The organism is Variovorax sp. W1I1, from assembly GCF_030815625.1.
Taxonomy (GTDB): domain Bacteria; phylum Pseudomonadota; class Gammaproteobacteria; order Burkholderiales; family Burkholderiaceae_C; genus Variovorax; species Variovorax paradoxus_C.
The window spans coordinates 1,148,692-1,168,333 of record NZ_JAUSWZ010000001.1; the positions used below are offsets into that span (position 1 = coordinate 1,148,692).

At 63.1% G+C, this 19,642-nt stretch carries 19 protein-coding genes and 1 tRNA gene; 8 read left to right on the top strand and 12 right to left on the bottom strand.

The genetic code is table 11. The annotated features are described in order from the left end of the window. Positions 1-101 precede the first annotated feature (101 nt). From QFZ83_RS05465 to QFZ83_RS05505, 9 genes are all read right to left on the bottom strand, one after another. A complete protein-coding gene (locus QFZ83_RS05465) occupies positions 102-965 on the bottom strand; it encodes a hypothetical protein (RefSeq protein ID WP_307503545.1) in 864 nt (287 codons plus the stop codon). A 77-nt stretch (positions 966-1,042) separates the two neighbouring features. Continuing rightward, a complete protein-coding gene (locus tag QFZ83_RS05470; RefSeq protein ID WP_307503546.1) occupies positions 1,043-1,813 on the bottom strand; it encodes a hypothetical protein in 771 nt (256 codons plus the stop codon). A gap of 119 nt (positions 1,814-1,932) precedes the next feature. Further along, positions 1,933-2,008: transfer RNA gene (locus QFZ83_RS05475), tRNA-Thr, on the bottom strand. A gap of 25 nt (positions 2,009-2,033) precedes the next feature. Continuing rightward, positions 2,034-3,053, bottom strand: a complete 1,020-nt coding sequence (locus QFZ83_RS05480) for a class 1 fructose-bisphosphatase (protein ID WP_013542760.1) — start codon at positions 3,051-3,053, stop codon at positions 2,034-2,036. 54 nt (positions 3,054-3,107) lie between these two features. Further along, positions 3,108-5,810, bottom strand: coding sequence for an aminopeptidase N (gene pepN, locus QFZ83_RS05485; protein WP_307503548.1), 2,703 nt, complete (start codon positions 5,808-5,810; stop codon positions 3,108-3,110). Continuing rightward, entirely contained in the window at positions 5,797-6,483 is a 687-nt protein-coding gene (locus QFZ83_RS05490) for an HAD family phosphatase (protein ID WP_307503551.1), read from the bottom strand. Before QFZ83_RS05490 ends, pepN begins: the two co-directional genes overlap by 14 nt. Before the next feature lie 5 nt (positions 6,484-6,488). Then, a protein-coding gene (gene prfB, locus QFZ83_RS05495; RefSeq protein WP_307503554.1) for a peptide chain release factor 2 occupies positions 6,489-7,593 on the bottom strand; the annotation gives its coding sequence in 2 pieces (ribosomal slippage) (positions 6,489-7,511 and positions 7,513-7,593; 1,104 coding nt in all). 172 nt (positions 7,594-7,765) lie between these two features. After that, positions 7,766-8,974 (bottom strand): Fic family protein, encoded by a 1,209-nt coding sequence (locus tag QFZ83_RS05500; RefSeq protein ID WP_307503558.1) that lies wholly within the window; start codon positions 8,972-8,974, stop codon positions 7,766-7,768. 202 nt (positions 8,975-9,176) lie between these two features. Then, positions 9,177-9,992, bottom strand: a complete 816-nt coding sequence (locus tag QFZ83_RS05505; protein WP_307503560.1) for a MetQ/NlpA family ABC transporter substrate-binding protein — start codon at positions 9,990-9,992, stop codon at positions 9,177-9,179. 236 nt (positions 9,993-10,228) lie between these two features. Between QFZ83_RS05505 and QFZ83_RS05510 the strand changes: the two genes are divergently transcribed. The 4 genes from QFZ83_RS05510 to QFZ83_RS05525 are packed head-to-tail and all read left to right on the top strand — an operon-like array spanning position 10,229 to position 13,003. Beyond that, positions 10,229-11,104 (top strand): methionine ABC transporter ATP-binding protein, encoded by an 876-nt coding sequence (locus QFZ83_RS05510; RefSeq protein ID WP_307503562.1) that lies wholly within the window; start codon positions 10,229-10,231, stop codon positions 11,102-11,104. Then, positions 11,097-11,759: a methionine ABC transporter permease gene (locus tag QFZ83_RS05515; protein WP_013542754.1), complete on the top strand. Its 663-nt coding sequence runs from the start codon at positions 11,097-11,099 to the stop codon at positions 11,757-11,759. The genes QFZ83_RS05510 and QFZ83_RS05515 overlap by 8 nt, the downstream gene beginning before the upstream one ends. Before the next feature lie 44 nt (positions 11,760-11,803). Then, positions 11,804-12,625 carry a MetQ/NlpA family ABC transporter substrate-binding protein gene (locus tag QFZ83_RS05520; protein ID WP_307503564.1) on the top strand — a complete coding sequence of 274 codons (822 nt, stop codon included), beginning with the start codon at positions 11,804-11,806 and terminating at the stop codon, positions 12,623-12,625. Positions 12,626-12,649: 24 nt separating this feature from the next. Then, entirely contained in the window at positions 12,650-13,003 is a 354-nt protein-coding gene (locus tag QFZ83_RS05525; protein ID WP_307503567.1) for a hypothetical protein, read from the top strand. A gap of 270 nt (positions 13,004-13,273) precedes the next feature. Here QFZ83_RS05525 and QFZ83_RS05530 read toward each other — a convergent pair whose 3' ends face one another. After that, complete coding sequence (locus tag QFZ83_RS05530) at positions 13,274-14,629, bottom strand: LLM class flavin-dependent oxidoreductase (protein ID WP_307503570.1); 1,356 nt, start codon at positions 14,627-14,629, stop codon at positions 13,274-13,276. Beyond that, entirely contained in the window at positions 14,626-15,459 is an 834-nt protein-coding gene (locus QFZ83_RS05535; RefSeq protein WP_307503572.1) for a MetQ/NlpA family ABC transporter substrate-binding protein, read from the bottom strand. Before QFZ83_RS05535 ends, QFZ83_RS05530 begins: the two co-directional genes overlap by 4 nt. Before the next feature lie 151 nt (positions 15,460-15,610). Here QFZ83_RS05535 and QFZ83_RS05540 point away from each other — a divergent pair, with 151 nt between their 5' ends. Continuing rightward, positions 15,611-16,309 carry an aspartate/glutamate racemase family protein gene (locus QFZ83_RS05540; protein WP_307503574.1) on the top strand — a complete coding sequence of 233 codons (699 nt, stop codon included), beginning with the start codon at positions 15,611-15,613 and terminating at the stop codon, positions 16,307-16,309. Here the strand turns inward: QFZ83_RS05540 and QFZ83_RS05545 are convergent. Then, positions 16,306-17,232, bottom strand: coding sequence for an alpha/beta fold hydrolase (locus QFZ83_RS05545; RefSeq protein ID WP_307503577.1), 927 nt, complete (start codon positions 17,230-17,232; stop codon positions 16,306-16,308). The genes QFZ83_RS05540 and QFZ83_RS05545 overlap by 4 nt on opposite strands. Before the next feature lie 135 nt (positions 17,233-17,367). Between QFZ83_RS05545 and QFZ83_RS05550 the strand changes: the two genes are divergently transcribed. The 3 genes from QFZ83_RS05550 (at position 17,368) to plsY (ending at position 19,638) form a co-directional block, all read left to right on the top strand. Next, a complete protein-coding gene (locus QFZ83_RS05550; protein ID WP_307503581.1) occupies positions 17,368-18,429 on the top strand; it encodes an aldo/keto reductase in 1,062 nt (353 codons plus the stop codon). Further along, on the top strand, positions 18,426-18,929 hold the full coding sequence (locus tag QFZ83_RS05555) for an aminoacyl-tRNA deacylase (protein WP_307503585.1): 504 nt from the start codon (positions 18,426-18,428) through the stop codon (positions 18,927-18,929). The genes QFZ83_RS05550 and QFZ83_RS05555 overlap by 4 nt, the downstream gene beginning before the upstream one ends. A gap of 73 nt (positions 18,930-19,002) precedes the next feature. Next, complete coding sequence (gene plsY, locus QFZ83_RS05560) at positions 19,003-19,638, top strand: glycerol-3-phosphate 1-O-acyltransferase PlsY (protein ID WP_306882795.1); 636 nt, start codon at positions 19,003-19,005, stop codon at positions 19,636-19,638. The last annotated feature ends 4 nt before the right edge of the window (positions 19,639-19,642 follow it).

The window sequence follows — 19,642 nt, forward strand, 5'->3', positions numbered from 1 at the left end:
GACTAGTCACGTTACGAGGCGAAGGCGCGAAACGCTCAATTGGTTGGTATCAAAAAATTCGCTGCCGCGTGGCCGTGGTAGCAAAGTTACTTGGAAGAAATTCAAATGCTGAGTTGCGAGGGCGTGTAGTGCGCTTCAATTTTCTTCAACTCCATGTCGCTATTTAAGCTGTCGACATGCTTCATAACATCCGCAGATTGCAATATCGCCGCTTGATCGGTTTCTTTGCCTTCCATAATTCTTCGCAATTCTTTTAGTAGTCTTAGTTCCAGTTCATCGAGGAGGTGATAAGCGGCTTGCATTCCATTCTTGTCGATATAGCCAGCATGATCAGGAAGCGCTGATTTGATGATTTTTATTGCACTATCTGTATCGAGGGTTTCTGTGGAATTTAGCCCAGATTTCAGCATCTCCAACTGGAGTCGAGCAAGAATTACAATTGCTTTGTAAGCAGAGAATAGTGCCCACGCCAGATCCGAAACGTGCAAGCGTGCAATATCTGCGTCACTCAATAAAACCGAATCTTCTTTATTTAGAGCTGCCGCTTCAAATGTTTTAAAGAGTTGGCTTGCTTTCGGTTCCTTCGCAACTGCGGCAAGTGCTTCCTCAAATTTAATTACCGAAATTATCGTCGCCGCTCCTTTGAGCTGAGTCAATTTTTGCATTGCAGACCATAATTGATCTACCGCATCAAGGCGCCTCTTCTCTTGCGTCGTTTGCCGATTAACTATCCCAGTCAAAGCGCCGGACCGAAGATTTGATATTTGAATTTCTTTTGTTCGAAGTTCGGATTTGAAAATTTCTTCACTTTGACGATGTTCGGCTTTTATATTCTCGAATCTCTCATTGAATTCGTGTTCGACCGCTCTAGTCAATCTCGTCGTGATGACGGTTCTGCTTAGCCACAGTGCTAAGCCTATTAAACTATTTACAGTTATTACGGGAAGCCAATCAATAAATGCCATAGGTGAGTTCAGAATTAATGGCGGAGGAATTTAACAGTTATCTGCGATCTGGATGAAATGCATGGCGTGGCTGTTAATCACCCAAGCAGTTTCGGAAGCCATTCGTTGTCGCCCGAGGCAATCTTTAAAAATTTTTCCATTTTCACAAGATCGCCACTAACTGCAGCCGCTATTTTGAGCGTTTGGCTGAGCACGGAAATTGCCGTTTGCGAAGTCTCGACGGGGATGGATTCAACTGCTGATTTGAGTTTTTCCTTTTCAAAAGAGGCTTCAAAAATCGCTTTTCCTACGGCCTGTCGAAGTGGTTCAATTCCTGAGACTGGAATGAAGGAAATGGCTATTTTTATGTCTTCAATGACGCGCTCAAGATACGTACTCAATGCAGTCGGAAGTTGATTTTGTCTTGCAATTTTTTCTAGATCAATCAGCAGCGCTTCAAGCTCAGCAAAGGCGGTGGAATCTAGTTTTTCCCCGTCAGCAGGTAGGACGTGGGCGAACCATTTGTAGGAAATAATGACATCTTGCTGCAAAATATTGACGCCATTCCACGTTGCTCGCAAATGACCAAGTGCCAGCATATTTAGCACTCGCCTAATTGGCATTTCAATTAAATCATGAGGTACTTGCTGCGCGGTTAATGCAGCCTGAATCGCTTCGATTTGGGACGCCAGCGCCGTTATGAGGCGGCTGACCTGGGTTTCTCTGCGGGTTTGCTCTAAATTGCCGGGTACTTCGAATATTTTTGCCCATGCGTCAACGAATGCAGAGTCTCCATTGGTAGCCGCGGCATTCTCTAGCAGAGATACAACTCTCGAAGCAGCATTTTTAAAGGTGATATGAGTTGCCATGACGTAGAGCTGGTTTGTGCATTGGGCTTTTGAACTACCCGAAGGATGCCACGGTCGTGCATTCCGGCGTCCCAAATGAAAAAGCCCCGTTGCTATTTTCATAGCAACGGGGCTTTATTTGGTGCCGGAGAGATGAATCGAACACCCGACCTTCTCATTACGAATGAGCTGCTCTACCGACTGAGCTACACCGGCGAAGCCTCAGATTATAGCCACCTCATCAGGCCTTTTCGGCGTGGTACTGGGTCAAACGCTCAACTTCGTTACGCGAACCCAACATCACGCTCACCCGCTCGTGCAGCTTGGTGGGCTTCAGGTCAAGGATGCGCTGCTTGCCGTTGGTTGCTGCGCCGCCGGCCTGCTCGACCAGCCAGCTCATCGGGTTGGCCTCGTACATCAGCCGCAGCTTGCCGGCCTTCTCGGGCTCGCGCTTGTCCCACGGGTACATGAACACGCCGCCGCGCATCAGGATGCGGTGCACGTCGGCCACCATGCTGGCAATCCAGCGCATGTTGAAGTCCTTGCCGCGCGGGCCTTCCTTGCCGGCCAGGCACTCGTCGATGTAGCGCTTCATGGGCTCGTCCCAGTGGCGCATGTTGCTCATGTTGATCGCGAATTCTTTTGTATCCGCAGGAATCTGGATGTCTTGCTGCGTCAGCACAAAGCTGCCTTGCTCGCGGTCGAGCGTGAACATGTCCACGCCATTGCCCACGGTGAGCACCAGCGTGGTCTGCGGGCCGTAGATGCAGTAGCCCGCGGCCACCTGTTGCGTACCGGCCTGCAGAAAGTCGGCTTCCTGCACGCCGGGGGTGTCGTCGGGCTTCTTCAGCACGCTGAAGATGGTGCCGATGCTCACGTTCACGTCGATGTTGCTGCTGCCGTCCAGCGGGTCGAACATCAACAGGTATTCGCCCTGCGGGTAGCGGTTGGGCACCACGTAGATGCTGTCCATTTCCTCGCTGGCCATGGCCGCGAGGTGGCCGCCCCATTCGTTGGCCTCGATGAGCACTTCGTTGGCGATGATGTCCAGCTTCTTCTGGATCTCGCCCTGCACGTTCTCGCTCTCGGCCGTGCCGAGCACACCGCCCAGCGCGCCCTTGTTGACGGCCTGGCTGATGCTCTTGCACGCACGGGCCACCACTTCGAGCAGCAGGCGCAACTGGCCGGGAATGAGGCCGTCGGCGCGCTGTTGTTCGACGAGGTAGCGGGTGAGGGAAATCTTCTGTTGTTGTTGAGCCATGTGCTTCTGTGTTCCTTGCTTGTCTGCTTGCTGGTTGGCTAGCTTGCTGGTTGATCAGTTACCGGCGAGCGCGCGGGTAACGACTTCGTGGGTGTCCTTGCTGAGGTCCGGCTTGGCCGCCACACGCGCGATCGCTTCGCGCGCGGCGCTGCGGTACGGCTCGGCCAGCTTGCTCCAGCGGTCGAGCGAGCGCGCCAGGCGTGCGGCGACTTGCGGGTTGATGGCGTCGAGCTCGATCACGCGGTCGCTCCAGAACACGTAGCCGGCCGCGTCGGGGCGGTGGAAGGCGCCGGGGTTCGCGCTGCAATAACTGAAGATCACGCTGCGCGCGCGGTTCGGGTTCTTGAGCGAGAAGTCCGGGTGCTTCATCAACTGCTTGACCAGCGGCAGGATGTCGCCGCCGCGGTCGCTGGCGCCGGCCTGCAGCGAGAACCACTTGTCGATGACCAGCGCCTCGTCCTTGAAGATGGCGTGGAACCGCGCGAGCGCCTGCGCCGCGAGCGTGTGGCCCGACGACACGAGCGCGTTGAGCGCGTTGAAGCGGTCGGTCATGTTGCCCGCGTCTTTAAAACGCTGCAGCGTCTTGCCGGGCCACACGGTGTCGCCCGAGGCGCGCGCCGCCAGGCACAGAAAGTTGAGCGCCATGCCGGCCAGCGCGCGGCGGCCCGAGGAGGTCGGGTCGGGCGTGTAGGCGCCGGTGTCGTGGTTCTCTTCGTACACCTGTTCCCAGTCGGCAAAGAGGGCGGTGGCGAGCTGCGCGCGCATGGCTTCGCGCACGAGGTGCACGCGCTGCGGATCGACCACGTCGAGCTGTTCGGCGATATACGTTTCCGACGGCAGCGTGAGCACCAGCTCCTTGAAGGCGGCGTCGAGCTGTGGGTTGCGCAGCACGCTGCGCATGGCGTCGATGTAGGCGTCGTTCAGCACCGGGGTGTCGGTGGCCAGGGCCGCAATGCCCTGCAGCGCGGCGCGCAGGCCCAGGCGCTGGCCGGCTTCCCAGCGGTTGAACGGGTCGGGGTCGTTGGCCAGCAGGGTGAGCAGTTGGACGTCGGTGTAGTCGAAATCGAGGATCACCGGCGCGCTGAAGCCACGCAGGATCGACGGCACGGGCTCGGCATCGAGGCCCACGAAGGTGAGCTGCTCGCCGGCGCGCGAGAGCACGATGGTGCGGGTGCCGCGCGTCACGTCGCTTTCGCCTTCAAGCTGGATCGCCAGCTCGCGCCCGTTGGCATCGAGCAGGCCGATGTTCAGCGGAATGACGAAGGGCTCCTTGGTCGGCTGGCCCGGCGTGGGCGGGCAGCTTTGCACCACGCTCAGCGTGTAGCTGCGGTTCTGCGCGTCGTACACGCCGTGCGCCGCAATGCGGGGCGTGCCGGCCTGGCTGTACCAGCGCTTGAACTGGGGCAGGAGGCGCGCCAGTTCCGAATCGGGGTTGGCATCGGCAATGGCCTGCGCGAAGTCGTCGCAGGTCACGGCCTGGCCGTCGTGGCGCTCGAAGTAGAGGGTAATGCCCGCCTCGAAGCCCTTGCGGCCGACCAGCGTCTGCATCATGCGAACGACCTCGGCACCCTTTTCATAGATGGTGACGGTGTAGAAGTTGCTGATCTCGATATAGCTGTCGGGCCGCACCGGGTGGGCCATGGGGCCGGCGTCTTCGGGGAACTGGGCGGTGCGCAGCACGCGCACGTCTTCGATGCGCTTCACGGCGCGGGCCGAGGCGTCGGCGCACAGGTCCTGGCTGAACTCCTGGTCGCGGAAGACGGTGAGGCCTTCCTTCAGCGAGAGCTGGAACCAGTCGCGGCAGGTCACGCGGTCGCCGCTCCAGTTGTGGAAGTACTCGTGGCCGACGACGCTTTCGATATTGCTGTAGTCCGCATCGGTGGCGGTGGCCTGGTTGGCCAGAACGTACTTCGTGTTGAAGATGTTCAGGCCCTTGTTCTCCATCGCGCCCATGTTGAAGTCGCTGGTCGCAACGATCATGAAGCGGTCGAGGTCCAGCGGCAGGCCGAAGCGGGCCTCGTCCCACAGCACGGAGTTGATGAGCGAGTTCATCGCGTGCTCGGTCTTGTCGAGGTCGCCGGCGCGCACGTACACCTGCAGCAAATGCTCCTTGCCGTTGCGCGCGGTGATGCGCTGCTCGCGCGCCACCAGCTTGCCAGCCACGAGCGCGAACAAGTAGCTGGGCTTGCGGAATGGGTCGACCCATTTCGCGAAGTGGCGGCCCTCGGGCAGGTCGCCCTGCTCGACGAGGTTGCCGTTCGACAGCAGCACCGGGTACGCGGCCTTGGCGGCGCGCAGCGTGACGGTGTAGGTCGACATCACATCCGGGCGGTCCAGGAAGTAGGTGATGCGGCGAAAGCCCTCGGCCTCGCACTGCGTGAAAAACGTGTCTTCACTCACGAACAGGCCCATCAGCTTGGTGTTCTTGATGGGACAGCAGGTGGTGAAGATCTCGAGTTCGAAGTCGCCTTCTTCCGCGTAGGGCAGGCCGTCGATGACGAGCTGGTCGCCCTCCATGCGGAACGAGGCGCCCTGGCCGTTGACGAGCACGCGCGCGAGGTTCAGCTCGTCGCCGTCGAGGCGCAGCGGCTGGATCGGCGCATCGGGGTTGCGGCGCAGGCGCATGCGGTTGAGCACGCGGGTCTTGGCGGGGTCGAGGTCGAAGGTGAGGTCGACGGTGTCGATCCAGTAGCCCGGGGCGGCATAGTCTTCGCGTCGAATGGCAATTGGTTGGCCTTGGCCATCACGCAGCATCATCGAGGGTCTCCAGAAAATTCGAATGGGCGAGTTCGTTGTAGTCACGAACCGCGGCAATCACATGGGGGCCGGCAAGCTCGGCGGCGGTATGGGTGCTGCACACGGCCACGGCACGCATGCCGCCGCGGCGGGCGGCCTCGATGCCGAAGGGCGCGTCTTCGAAGACGATGCAGCGCTCGGGCGCCACGCCGATGCGGCGCGCCGCTTCCAGAAAGATCGCAGGCGTGGGCTTGCCGCTGAAGCCTTCGTCGCCACCGACGATGGCGAGCGGCAGCGGGTCCATCTTCAGGCGCGACATCGCGAACTCGATGTTGTGCTTGTCGCCCGCCGTGCCCACCGCCACCTTGAGGCCGCGCGCAACGGCGGCCTTGGCGAAGGCGGTGAAGCCCGCGACTTCGGTGAAGTTGTCGCTGAACATGGCGCGGTAGATCTCTTCCTTCTCGTGCACCAGCACCTGGGCTTCGTCGTCCGAGAGCTTGCGGTCGAACAGCTCGTGCATGCACTCGACGCCGGTGCGGCCCGTGGTGCGCGCGAGGATGTCGCTCACATCGAGCTTCAGCCCATGGCGCGCCACGAACTCCACCCACGAGCGCGCATGCCAGGGCATGGAGTCGATCATGGTGCCGTCCATGTCGAAGATGAAGGCTTCGACCTTGCCGTGCGTCAGAGTCATTGGGTTTACACGCCTTGCTTCAAAGAGGCTTCGATGAACACATCCAGGTCGCCATCGAGCACCTTCTGCGTGGCCGAGACTTCGACGTTGGTGCGCAGGTCCTTGATGCGGCTGTTGTCCAGCACGTAGCTGCGGATCTGGTGGCCCCAGCCCACGTCGGTCTTGCTGTCTTCCAGCTTCTGCTGCTCTTCCTGGCGCTTGCGCATCTCGTGGTCGTACAGGCGCGAGCGCAGGCGCTTCCACGCCACGTCGCGGTTGCTGTGCTGGCTGCGGCCGTCCTGGCACTGCACGACGATGCCGGTCGGAATGTGCGTCAGGCGCACGGCCGAGTCGGTCTTGTTGATGTGCTGGCCGCCCGCGCCGCTGGCACGGAAGGTGTCGGTGCGCACGTCGGAAGGGTTGATGTCGATCTCGATCGAATCGTCGATTTCCGGGTACACGAAGATCGATGCGAAGCTGGTGTGGCGGCCGCCGGAGGAGTCGAACGGAGACTTCCGCACCAGGCGGTGCACGCCGGTCTCGGTGCGCAAGAGGCCGAAGGCGTAGTCGCCCTCGACCTTGATGGTCGCGCCCTTGATGCCGGCGGTGTCGCCGGGCGTTTCGTCTTCGATCTGCGTCTTGAAGCCCTTGCGCTCGGCGTACTTGAGGTACTGGCGCAGCAGCATGCTGGCCCAGTCGCAAGCCTCGGTGCCGCCGGCGCCGGCCTGGATGTCGACAAAGGCGTTGAGCGGATCGGCCGGGTTGTTGAACATCCGGCGGAATTCGAGCTGCTTGATGTCGGCTTCGAGCGCGGTGGCGTCATCGGAGATGGACTGCAAGCCGTCCATGTCGCCTTCTTCCTTCGACATCTCGAAGAGCTCGGAGTTGTCCGAAAGGCCATTGGTGAGCCGGTCGAGCGTGACGACCACGTCGTCGAGCGACTTCTTTTCCCGGCCCAGTTCCTGGGCCTTCTTCGGGTCGTTCCAGACGTTCGGGTCTTCGAGCGATGCGTTGACTGTCCTCAGTCGTTCAGCTTTGGCATCGTAGTCAAAGATACCTCCGTAAATCGACCGTACGGACGCTCAGGTCCGCGAGCATTGCGCCGATTTGGTTGATCTGTTCTGCGTCCATGGGGTGTCCTGACTGTGTGAGGTTGGTGTTCGGGGGAACCCGGCATTTTCTCACGCTCGGGAAACCGGCTTTGGAGAGGCCCGGTATTGCGCCTTCCCCCTCTGGGGGAAGGTTGGGATGGGGGCACGCGGCTTCAATGCCGTGCGGTGTTCGACCGTCCCGCCCTGATCCTTCACTCCAAGACTACGGTTGCCGCCTCCGGATACAGATTCGGAAAAAGGATGTTCAATGAGGCAAGCGGAAAACCGATGCTCAGTTCCGCACGATGGCCATCGCTTGTCAAAAGTCCATCCTTGATGAAGCGCGAAATCACCTTTCGGGCCGTTCGCTCTTCCAGCCCAGTCATGCGTATGAAGTCACCGCGCGATACCGAGCCGATGCCCGCGACGGTATGCAGCGGAAGCAGCGCCTCTTCGCGGTATTCGGTAATGCCATCGGTGGCCCCTCGCACCAACAAATAAGCACGAATGCGGTCCTTCAGCTTGGGAAGGTCGAGCATCGATGTCATGAAATCGACTTGGTCCTCGCACAGCGCCAGGAAGTAGCGGCACCAGGCCCAGAGCATCTTTTCGCTGAGGTTTCCTCGCCCGTCGAGATCTCCGTGCCTTGCGCTGTCCGCGTTGTCCAGCATCTCGTAATAGCGGTCGCGATGGCGCGCCAATCCGCGATTGGCAGACCACAGTCCGCCGCTGATCAGGTGCAAGGCGCAATGCGTCTGGAGCCGGACGGCACGTCCGTTTCCATCTTCGAAAGGATGTGTCCAGGCCATCCTGTGGTGCGCTGCGGCGATCGTGTAGATCACCGCATCGACACCCTGGAGGCGGCCGTAGACCTCATCCATCCTTTTCAGGAATCGCGGAATCGACGTCCATGTCGGCGGCTGATGCCGTCCCACCGCAACGTCGTGCGTGCGCAAGGTCCCCGGAGCGATGAGCTGACCATCGTCCGTGAGGCGATCCGATTCGGGGAGTCGGCGATACAGGCTTTCGTGGGCCTGGGTCAGGAAGCTGCTGCTCAACGCGCCTGCCTCGGTGACGACGATCGCTTCCAGTTCCCGTTCGGCTTCGATGTGCGCCAGTGCGACGCGCTGGCGCTTGGCCACGTCGGGCTTGTCCGAGAAGTCCGCTTTCAGCGCCCGTTCGATATTCACAGGGTGGGTGCCTTGCCCCTCGATGCGATTCGAGTAATACGAGTTCATCGAGCGCACGATCTCGCGCAACGCGGCCCGTGCTTGCGGGCTCGCGGAGCTTTTCAACGCGGATGATTTTTCGAATATCCGGCGCGTGATCTCGCTCAGCTCGCCGAGCTTTTGCGTTGGCAGCAGTGGTTCGAACTGATGAGGCTGGTCATAGACCAGCAAAGACTTGGGTTTGACGGACATGGATTCCGGTTGAAATTCCGTCCAGTCTATTAGAAAAGTTGTTATTAATCAAAGGGTTATAGCCGACTGAGAAATCGCAATTTTCCGGTTTCGATTCTGGTTTCTTTGCCCGTTGAAACGCATGCTCAACCAAAAAGGAAAAAGCCTCCCGGGCACGCCGCGCGTACCGAGGGGGCAAGGGGGAAGTCGGTGTCCGCGCGGATCAGAACGCCGGTACCAGCGACCCCTTGAACTGCGTCTCGATGAAGCTCTTCACCTCCGGCGACTGGTACGCCGCCACGAGGCGCTTGGCCCACGGCTTGTCCTTGTCCGCGCGGCGCACGGCGATCAGGTTGGCGTAGGGGCTCTTGGGGGCTTCCTTGATCACCGCGTCCTTGTTGAGCGACAGGCCTGCCTTCTCGGCGTAGTCGTTGTTGATGGAGGCGATGGTCAGGTCGTCCAGCGAGCGCGGCAGCTGCGCCGCATCGAGTGCCACGAGCTTCAGTTTCTTGGAGTTCGTCACCACGTCCAGCGGCGTGGCGTTGTTGTTCTTCACCGCCTCGGGCTTCAGCGTGATGAGGCCGGCCTGTTGCAGCAGGAGCAGGGCGCGGTTGCCGTTCGACGGATCGTTCTGGATGCCGACTGAGGCGCCGTCCGGCAGTTGGTCGATGGACTTGATCTTGCGCGAGTAGAAGCCCAGCGGCGCGGTGATGGTCAAGCCCACGGGCACGATGTCGAAGCCGCGCGCCTTGTTCTGGTTGTCGAGAAAGGGCTGGTGCTGGAAGGCGTTGGCGTCCAGGTCGCCCGAGGCGAGCGCCGCGTTGGGCAACTGGTAGTCGTTGAACACCACGACCTGGATGTTCAGGCCGTCCTTGGCGGCGACCTTTTTCACCACTTCGAAGATCTGCTCGCCGTTGCCGACCGAGACGCCGACCTTGAGCGTGTTCTTGTTGTCCTGCGCGAAGGCGGTGCTGCCGGCGAAAAGAGCGGTGGCCAGTGCGGCGAGGGCGAGGGTGCGGCGGCGGAAAGTGCTGTGCATGTTGTTGTGCGCGAATCAAAAATGAAGGCGCGAATGTGGCACTGCCGCACGGATTTGGGAACGAACCAATCTGCATATCGTTATGGCGCTCGCGGCACGCGTTTCGAAATGCTTATGCGATTTCATGCATAAGCAAGCGCCGATTTGTTCGTTCCCTTTTGGGGCGGTTGTTTACATACTCGGCACCTTTTTGCGAACTCCGCGACCGGCTTTCACGCTGGCCGCGCCTCCTCTCCATGACCAACCATTCGCCTGATACGGCCCGCGGCGACGCGGAGCAGCCGGTCATCCGTCTTCAATCGGTGCAGAAATCCTTCGCCCTGCCCAGCGGCGAGGTGTTCGACGCCGTGCAGTCGCTCTCGCTCGACATCCACCAGGGCGACGTGTTCGGCCTGATCGGCAAGAGCGGCGCCGGCAAGTCGACGCTCTTGCGCCTCATCAACCTGCTGGAGCGGCCCGATGCGGGCCGTGTGCTCGTCGGCGGGCGCGACCTCACCACGCTCTCGCGCCGCGAACTGCGCGACACGCGCCAGAACATCGGCATGATCTTCCAGCAGTTCAACCTGCTGCAGAACGCCACGGTGTTCGACAACGTGGCCTTCCCGCTGAAGATCCACGGCCGCCACTCCAAAGCCGAGATCAACACGCGGGTGCGCGAATGCCTCGACCTCGTGGGCCTGGCCGAGAAGATCGACACCTACCCGGCCCAGCTTTCCGGCGGCCAAAAGCAGCGCGTGGCCATCGCCCGCGCGCTGGCGCCGCGCCCGCAGGTGCTGCTGTGCGACGAACCCACTTCGGCGCTCGACACCGAAACCACCCGCTCGCTGCTCGAGACGTTGCGCGACATCAACCAGAAGATCGGCGTGACCATCGTGATCGTCACGCACGAGCTCTCGGTGGTCGAGGTGCTGTGCCGCAACGTGGCCATTCTTGAAAAGGGCCGGCTGGTGGAGCAGTTCGCCGTTGTCGACGCGCCGAGCGAGGAGCGCAAGACCGCGCTGGGCCGCGAGATCGACGAGCTGGTGCGCCGCCGCGAGCGCGAGGCGCGCCTGCCGGTCGAGCCGCGTTCTGCATCCGCCGCGCGCAATGCCGAGGAGGTGGCCTATGTTTGAGAACATCACTCCCATCCTTCCCGAGCTCTGGACCGCGACGGGCCAGACTTTCATGATGCTGGCCATCGGCCTTTCGGCTGCTGTGCTGATCGGCGGGCCGCTGGGCATCCTGCTGTTCCTGCTGGGGCCGGGCCAGTCGCTGGAGAACAAGCCGGCGTTCCTCATCCTCAACTGGATCGTCAACACGGTCCGCTCCTTCCCTTTCATCATCCTGCTGGTGGCGCTGGTGCCGTTCACGCGGATCATCGCGGGCACGTCCATCGGGCCGCTGGCGGCGGCGGTGCCGCTGTCGTTCGCGGCCATTCCGTATTTCGCGCGGCTGGTGGACCAGTGCCTGCGCGAAGTGCCGCGCGGCGTGATCGAGGCGGCGCATGCCATGGGCGCCTCGGAGCTGCAGATCGTCTGGCGCGTGCTGGTGGTCGAGGCGCGCTCGGGCCTGGTGCTCGCGCTCACGGTGCTGGCGGTGAGCTTTCTCTCGTACTCGGCGATTGCCGGCGTGGTGGGCGGCGGCGGCATCGGCGACCTGGCGATCCGCTACGGCTACTACCGCTTCCAGACCGACGTGATGGTGCTCACCGTGGCGCTGCTCGTGGTGCTGGTACAGATCCTGCAATTCGTGGGGAACACCACGGCGCGCAGGCTGGACAAGCGTTGATTTCCTTCTTTTCTCCCTTTCTCTTTTCTCCTGTTGCTCATTCCATGAAAACCGCATTGCTGCGCCGCTCCGTCCTCGCCGTTTCCCTCGTCGCACTGTCGTTCGGCGGCCTGTCGCTCGCGCAGGCGCAAGACGCCAAGAAGAACCTCGTGATCGGCGGCACCGCCGGCTCGAACATCGACCAACTGAAGGTCGGCATCGTCCCCATCCTCGAGAAGAAGGGCTACAAGGTGAAGCTGGTCGAGTTCAACGACTACGTGCAGCCCAACCTCGCGCTCGCTCAGGGCTCGCTCGACGCCAATTTCTTCCAGCATCAGGTCTATCTGAAGAAGTTCTCTGCCGACCAGAAGCTCGACCTCGCCGAGCTGGTGCAGGGCCCCATCGCGCCGCTGGGTGTGTACTCGACCAAGCGCAAGACGCTGGCCGATGTGAAAGAGGGCGACCGCGTGACGCTCCCGAACGACCCGAGCAACCTGGCGCGCGCGCTGGTGCTGCTGGAGCAGAACAAGCTCATCACCATCAAGGCCGGCGTGGACCCGATCCGCGCGTCTGAAAGAGACGTGGCCGAGAACCCGAAGAAGCTCAAGTTCATTCCGCTCGAAGCCGCGCAACTGCCGCGCTCGCTGGGCGACACCGAGTACGCCATCGTCAACGGCAACTTCGCGATCTCGTCGGGCCTGAAGCTCAGCGAGGCGGTGGTGCTGGAGAAGACGCCCGACTACTACCTCAATGTGGTCGCGGTGAAGACCGGCGACAAGAACTCGGCCTGGGCCAAGGACATCGTCGAGGCCTACCACTCGAAGGAATTCAAGACGGTGGTCGACACCAAGTTCCAGGGCTACGCCAAGCCCAGCTTCCTGCAGTAATCCAACTTCGACAAAGGACGCCCCATGCCCGTGCTCGCCGTATTCGATGCCCAAGCCAACTGGCGCGACACGCATGTGTGCGACGGATGGATCACCGAGCATCTTGCGAAGCAGGGCGTGAGTTGGGGGCGGGGGAAGGCGAAGAAGGGCCAGCGCGGGCTCGATGGGGCGGGGCTGTTCTATCTGCCCACTGCTGATGGTTATCTGGGGCTGCTGTTCGAAGGGGGCGAGTGGGTTTCCATTCCACCTGACAAGCTGCATTTCTTCGATGCTGGGGAGGCGGAAACTCTCGACGGGTTGCCTGCTGCGCTGCCGCTGTTCGAGGCCTTTGTTGAAGAAGTGCTGTCCCTTACCGGGAACGACGCCGACGACGAGTGAGCGCCTTTGTTCAGGGCGTGTGCACAGGCCGCCGGGTACTCCCCTCCGCGAATGTCCCCGGCTTCGCCTCCTCCTTGATTTCGCTGCGGGGAGCACCCGACGCCCTGCGCACTTGGATGCGCTGTGGGTGTGCGGCCGATCAACGACTGCTCTGAAAACGAGCGTGCCGATGGGGTGCCTTGCGCAGCGAAATCAAGGAGGAGGCCGAAGGCCGGGGGACATTCGCGGAGCAAGGTACCCCGTCGGCGCGATCGTCGCCCTGAGCAACACTCAAGCTGCCAGCCGCTGCGCCACTCGCCCGCCAGGTCGCGCCAGCCCGAGGTGATCGCGCAACGTGCGCCCTTCGTACTCGGTGCGGAAGATCCCGCGCTTCTGCAGGATCGGCACCACGCCATCGACGAAATCCTGCAGCCCATGCGGCAGCGCATCGGGCATCAGGTTGAACCCATCCGCCGCACCGCCCTTGAACCAATGCTCGATGTCGTCGGCGATCTGCTCGGGCGTACCCACGATCACGCGATGCCCTCCGCCGCCTGCGAGTTCGCGGATCAGTTGGCGCACCGTGTAGCCGTGCGTGCGGCCGGCCGCGACCACCGCGTTGAAAAAGGTGTGGTTGCCGTTGCCATTGCCGGGAAGCGGCAGGTTCTCGGGCAGGCGCTCGTCGAGCTTCAGGCGGTCGGGCGTGATGCCCAGCGTGCCGGCGATTCGCGTGAGGCTGTAGTCCCACGGGATCAGGTCGACCAACTCGTCGCGACGACGTCGCGCCTCGGCCTCGGTGCCGCCGACGATGGTGGTGAGGCCGGCGAGCACCTTCACCGCATCGGGACCGCGGCTCAGTTCGGCGGCGCGGGTCTTGAGCGCGCGTGCGTAGGCGAGCGATTCCTCAAAAGACTGCGAGGCCGAGAACACGGCCTCCGCGTGGCGTGACGCGAGTTCGCGCCCATCGGCCGAAGCGCCGGCCTGCACCAGCACCGGATGCCCCTGCGGCGCACGCGGCAGGTTCAGCGGACCCTGCACCGCGAAGTGCTCGCCGCGGTGCGCAATCGCATGCACCTTGGTTGGGTCGATGAAGCTGCCGCTGGCCTTGTCGCCGATGAAGGCGTCGTCTTCCCAGCTGTCCCACAGCGCCTTCACGATGTCGGCGAACTCCGAGGCGCGAGCGTAGCGCTTCGTGTGGTCGGGCGTGGTGTCGAGGCCGAAGTTGCGGGCCGAGGGCAGGTCGGCGGTGGTCACCATGTTCCATCCCGCGCGGCCGTTGCTCACGTGGTCGAGCGTCGAGAAACGGCGCGCGATGTTGTAGGGCTCGTTGTAGCTGGTGGAGGCGGTGGCGATCAGGCCGATGTGCGTCGTCGCCGCGGCCACGCAGGCCAGGAGGATGGTGGGCTCCAGCGCGGTGATCGGGCGGAAGTGGATCTGGTCCACGATGGCCGCGTTGTCCGCGAGGAAGATCGCATCGAGCTTGGCGGCTTCGGCGATCCGCGCGGTGCGGATGTAGTGCTGGATGTCGGCGAACGCCCACGGGTCGCTCTCCGGCAGGCGCCACGCCGAGGGCACGAAGCCCGAATGCAGGATGTTGACGTTGAGATGCAGTTGCCTGCGCGGTGTGGCGCTGTTGTTATTGCTCATTGATTGAAGTAGTCCGGCAGCCGATAGCCCGCCCACACGGGGTTGGCCTTGAAGAACTTTTGGAACTCGGGCGACTGGTAGGCGGCCACGATGTCCTTCGCGAACTTCGCGTTCTCGTTGCTGCGCTTGACGGCAACCACGTTCACGTAGGGCAGCGTCATGTCTTCGAGCTTGAGCGCCTCGGTGAGCTTCAGGCCCGAGGCGACAGCGAAATTGCCCTGCACGGCGGCGAGGTCGGCGTCGGCCAGCGAGCGCGGGGCCTGCGCGGCGTCGAGCGGAACGATCTTCAGGCGCTTGGGGTTGTTCACGATGTCGCGCTCCGACACGCTCAGCGGGCTCACCCCCGGTTTCAGCGTCACCCAGCCGATGGCCGCGAGGATGTTGAGCGCGCGCGCCGCATTCACCGGATCAGCCGGCAGCGTGACGGTCGCGCCGTCGGGCACCGCGGCGAGCAACTTGTGGCGTTGCGAGTAGAGGCCCATCGGGGGCGTCGGCACATGCACCACCGGCACGAGGTCGAACCCCTGCTGCTTGTTGGTGGCGTTGAGGTACAGCGTGTGCTGGAAGATGTTGGCGTCGATCTGCCCGCGCTCCACCGCGTCGTTGGGCTGCACGCCCTGGCTGAACTCGACGTACTTGATGGTGTAGCCCAGCTTCTTGAGTTGGGGCTCGATGCCGTGGGTGAAGGCATCGCGATAAGGGCCGGGCATGAAGCCCACGCGCAGGTCGTCGGCGTGGGCGGAAACGTGCAGGAGCAGGCTCAGCGCGAGGCCGCCGGACAGCGGAGCGAGGCGGCGCAGCCACGACGGCGCGCGCGAAAAGAAAAGCATGACGACAACTCCGGGAGACGGCAACAGGAGTCGGCACTCTAGGCGGCGGTGTCTGCCGCGCGAACGAAGATTTGCGCGCTTGGATATCCGGTCGGCGGATATCGCGGGGCAGCGCGGTGACATCTCTTCGCTCGTTTTGTACGATGCCTTCATGACCCAGCACATCGGAATCGTCGGCTGCTCCGCCGAAGGCGCATCGCTTTGCTACCAGACCATCTGCGTGGAGGGCGCGAAATTCCTCGGGCCGCACGCGCATCCCGAGGTCTCGATGCACACGCCCTCGCTCTCGGACTACATGGAACACATCTACCGCGACGACTGGCGCAGCGTGGGCGAAGTGATGCTCGCCTCGGCGCACAAGCTCGCGAAGATCGGCGCGGACTTCCTGGTCTGCCCGGACAACACCATTCACCAGGCGCTGCCGTTCATCGAAGGGCGCTCGCCGCTGCCCTGGCTGCACATTGCGGAGTGCGTCGCTGAAGAGGCGGTGCAGCGCGGCTTCAGGCGCATCGGCATCACGGGCACGCGCTGGCTGACCGACAGCGAGGTGTACCCCGAGAAGCTCTCGGCCCGCGGCCTGGAATATGTCCGCCCCACCGTTGAGGAGCGCGACGAGATCGCCCGCATCATCATGGAAGAGCTGGTCTACGGCGTCTTCAATCCCGAGGCCGTGGCCACCTTCCAGCGCGTGATGCAGCGCATGAAGGACGAGGAGGGCTGCGACGCCGTGGTGCTCGGCTGCACCGAGATTCCGCTGATCATGAGCGACGCGAATTCACCGCTGCCGACGCTGGATTCGACGCGGCTACTGGCGCGCGCGGCATTGCGCCGCGCCACGCAGAAAAACTAGGCCAGGAAGTCTTCGATCAGCCGCGCCACGCGCTGCGGCTGGTCGTGGTGCAGCATGTGGCCCGCGTCGTCCAGACGCTCGATGCGCACCGAGGGCACGGACTTCAGGCGCTCGTGGAATTCATCGAGCGTGTAGCGGTTCTTCCACCAGCCCTGCAGACTGTCGTCGGAGGCCTCGACCATCAGCGTCGGCGCGGTGATGCGCGAATAGAGGGCGAGGGTTTCATCGACGCGGAAGATGTGCGCATTGACGATCTTGTGCGCCGCATCGCCAAGGATCTGCCAGCGCGTGCTGCCGTCGGGCTGAAGCTGCCCGGCCGACCAGTGGCTGGCGAGCCAGTCGGCCTTGTCTTGAGAGAGGCGCGGGTTGGTCTTCATGAGGCGGCGGGCCACGCCGTCCACGGCCGAATAGCCGGCGAGCGCCTTCTCGCCGCCGTGCAGGCTCTTGAGCTCGTCGATCCACTGGCCGTAGCGCGCGGGCGCTTCGTCGGGCTTGCGCGCGGGCATGCCGAAGCCTTCGAGGTTGACCAGGCGGCGGATGCGCGCGGGCCGCACGCCCGCGTAGTGCATTGCGACATTGCCGCCCATGCTGTGGCCGACGAGGTCCACCGGGCGGGCGTCGTCGCCCTCGCCGGCGTAGTGGTCGAGCAGCCATTCGAGGTCGGCGAGGTAGTCGGCGAGCCAGTAGTTGTCGACGCCGCCGCCGTCGGTGAGGCCGAAGCCGCGCCAGTCGGGGGCAATGATGAAGCGGTCTTCGGCCAGCGCATCGACGACGAACTGCCACGAGGCCGCGACGTCCATCCATCCGTGCACCAGCACCAGCGGCGGACGTTCGGCCGAGGGCTGGCCCCAGAGGCGCACGTGGTAGCTGAGATTGCGCACGGGCACGAATTCGCTGCGCGAGGGACGGAGGGCTTGGTACATGGGCGCCGATGATAAGGAGCGGGGCGCGTTTGGACAGTCCGGCAGACGACAGGTGCGGACGGCCGCGGGCAACTGCCGCTCGGGCTTTGGCCGTGCGGCCAGCGCGTTGCGGGGGAGGGCGGTAGCATCCCGCGCATGAAAAAGATCCAACTCGGTCAGAGCGACCTGCACGTCACCCCGATCTGCCTCGGCACCATGACTTTCGGCGAGCAGGTGGACGAGCCCACCGCCCACGCCATCCTGAGCCGTTCGCTCGAACGCGGCGTCGACTTCATCGACACCGCCGAGATGTACTCGGTGCCCACCCGCAAGGAAACCTACAGCGTCACCGAAACCATCATCGGCAACTGGTTCGCCGCCAACCCGGGCGCGCGCCAGAAGCTCGTGCTCGCCACCAAGGTGGCCGGCCCGCTGCGCAACACGCCCTGGGTGCGCGAAGGCGTGGGCATGACGGCCGCCGACATCGTGGCCTCGTGCGACGCGAGCCTCAAGCGCCTGAAGACCGAGACGATCGATCTCTACCAGATCCACTGGCCCGAGCGCCATGTGCCAGCCTTCGGCAACATCTACTACGACCCCGCCAAGGAGGTTTCGCAGACGCCGATCCACGAGCAACTGGAGACCTTCGGCAAGCTGGTGAAGGCCGGCAAGATCCGCGCAATCGGCCTGTCGAACGAAACGCCCTACGGCGTGCACGAGTTCGTGCGGCTGGCCGAGCAGCACGGCCTCCCGCGCGTGGCGACGGTGCAGAACGTCTACAACCTCGCGAGCCGCGGCGTGGAAAACGGGCTGGACGAAACGATGCACCGGCTGGGCGTGTCGCTGCTGGCGTATTCGCCGCTGGCCTATGGCCTGTTGACCGGCAAGTACGACCAGAGCGGCATCACCGGACCCGACGCGCCCGCCGAAGCGCGCATCACGCGCTACGAGTCGGTGCGCAAGCTGCGCTGGGGCCGCCCCGACGCGCTGAAGGCCGCGCGCCTGTACAACCAGCTCGCGCGCGACAACGGCCTGACGCCCACGCAGCTCGCGCTGGCCTTCTGCTACACCAAGTGGCAGGTGGCGAGCACGATCATCGGCGTGCGCACGCTCGGGCAGCTCGACGAGGACATCGACGCCTACGGCACCACGCTGTCGCCGGAAATCCTGGCCGAGATCGACAAGATCCGGTGGGACATCCGGGACCCGGCGGCGTGAAAGACCAGAAGGTGAAGAAGGTCCACGTTTCCGAAACGCCCGCAACGCAACTGCTGCGGGCGAACAAGATCGACTTCACCGAGCATCCGTACGAGTACATGGAGCACGGCGGCGCGCAGCGCGGTGCCGAGATGCTGGGGCTCGATCCGTTCACGGTCATCAAGACGCTGGTGATGCAGGACCAGGACGCCAAGCCGCTGATCGTGCTGATGCACGGCAACCGCACGGTGTCGACCAAGAACCTCGCGCGGCAGATCGGCGCCAAGTCGGTCGAGCCCTGCAAGCCCGATGTGGCGCAGCGTCACAGCGGCTACATGGTGGGCGGCACCTCGCCGTTCGGTACGCGGCGCGAGATGCCGGTGTACATCGAGTCGACCATCCTCGAACTGCCGAAGATCGTGCTCAACGGCGGGCGGCGCGGCTACCTCGTCGGCATCGATCCGCAGGTGTGTGTGGCGCTGCTGGAGGCCAAGCCCGTGCAGTGCGCGCTGGCAGAATAGCCGCCGCGGCGCGTCGGCCCACGATGGCGCCCTTCGACAAAAAAGAACAACCATTTCCCCGCGGAGCGCTGCCTTGAGCTTTCACCTGCCGTCCCTCATCGCCATCGTGGCTTCGTACCTGATCGGCTCGCTGTCGTTCGCGGTCATCGTGAGCAAGTCGCTCGGCATGGCCGATCCGCGCAGCTACGGCAGCGGCAACCCGGGCGCCACCAACGTTCTGCGCTCGGGCAACAAGGGCGCGGCGCTGGCCACGCTGGTGCTCGATGCGGTCAAGGGTTGGCTGCCGGTGTTCTTGATCCGCCACTACGGCGCGCAGTGGGGCCTGGGCGATGGCGTGGCCGCCGTGGCGGGCCTCGCGGCCTTTCTGGGCCACCTGTACCCGGTGTTCTTCGGCTTCCAAGGCGGCAAGGGCGTGGCGACCGCGGCGGGCGTGCTGGTGGGCATCGCGCCCTGGCTGGGCCTGGCGACCGGCGCCACCTGGCTGATCATCGCGGTCTTCTTCCGTTACTCGTCGCTGTCGTCGCTGGTGGCGGCCTTCTTTGCGCCGGCCTATTACCTGCTGGGCGGCAACATTGCATGGCCGCTCGACCGCACGGTGCTGATCGCGATCATCATCATGAGTCTGCTGCTGGTCTGGCGGCACCGCGAAAACATCCGCCGGCTCGCGGCCGGCACGGAGTCGAAACTCGGCTCGAAGAAAAAGGCTTGAACAA

Bases quoted from the DNA above. Each gene is read 5' to 3' on its own strand.
- QFZ83_RS05465 (WP_307503545.1), bottom strand. From the start codon at position 965: ATGGCATTTATTGATTGGCTTCCCGTAATAACTGTAAATAGTTTAATA.
- QFZ83_RS05470 (WP_307503546.1), bottom strand. From the start codon at position 1,813: ATGGCAACTCATATCACCTTTAAAAATGCTGCTTCGAGAGTTGTATCT.
- QFZ83_RS05480 (WP_013542760.1), bottom strand. From the start codon at position 3,053: ATGGCTCAACAACAACAGAAGATTTCCCTCACCCGCTACCTCGTCGAA.
- pepN (WP_307503548.1), bottom strand. From the start codon at position 5,810: ATGATGCTGCGTGATGGCCAAGGCCAACCAATTGCCATTCGACGCGAA.
- QFZ83_RS05490 (WP_307503551.1), bottom strand. From the start codon at position 6,483: ATGACTCTGACGCACGGCAAGGTCGAAGCCTTCATCTTCGACATGGAC.
- QFZ83_RS05500 (WP_307503558.1), bottom strand. From the start codon at position 8,974: ATGTCCGTCAAACCCAAGTCTTTGCTGGTCTATGACCAGCCTCATCAG.
- QFZ83_RS05505 (WP_307503560.1), bottom strand. From the start codon at position 9,992: ATGCACAGCACTTTCCGCCGCCGCACCCTCGCCCTCGCCGCACTGGCC.
- QFZ83_RS05510 (WP_307503562.1), top strand. From the start codon at position 10,229: ATGACCAACCATTCGCCTGATACGGCCCGCGGCGACGCGGAGCAGCCG.
- QFZ83_RS05515 (WP_013542754.1), top strand. From the start codon at position 11,097: ATGTTTGAGAACATCACTCCCATCCTTCCCGAGCTCTGGACCGCGACG.
- QFZ83_RS05520 (WP_307503564.1), top strand. From the start codon at position 11,804: ATGAAAACCGCATTGCTGCGCCGCTCCGTCCTCGCCGTTTCCCTCGTC.
- QFZ83_RS05525 (WP_307503567.1), top strand. From the start codon at position 12,650: ATGCCCGTGCTCGCCGTATTCGATGCCCAAGCCAACTGGCGCGACACG.
- QFZ83_RS05530 (WP_307503570.1), bottom strand. From the start codon at position 14,629: ATGAGCAATAACAACAGCGCCACACCGCGCAGGCAACTGCATCTCAAC.
- QFZ83_RS05535 (WP_307503572.1), bottom strand. From the start codon at position 15,459: ATGCTTTTCTTTTCGCGCGCGCCGTCGTGGCTGCGCCGCCTCGCTCCG.
- QFZ83_RS05540 (WP_307503574.1), top strand. From the start codon at position 15,611: ATGACCCAGCACATCGGAATCGTCGGCTGCTCCGCCGAAGGCGCATCG.
- QFZ83_RS05545 (WP_307503577.1), bottom strand. From the start codon at position 17,232: ATGTACCAAGCCCTCCGTCCCTCGCGCAGCGAATTCGTGCCCGTGCGC.
- QFZ83_RS05550 (WP_307503581.1), top strand. From the start codon at position 17,368: ATGAAAAAGATCCAACTCGGTCAGAGCGACCTGCACGTCACCCCGATC.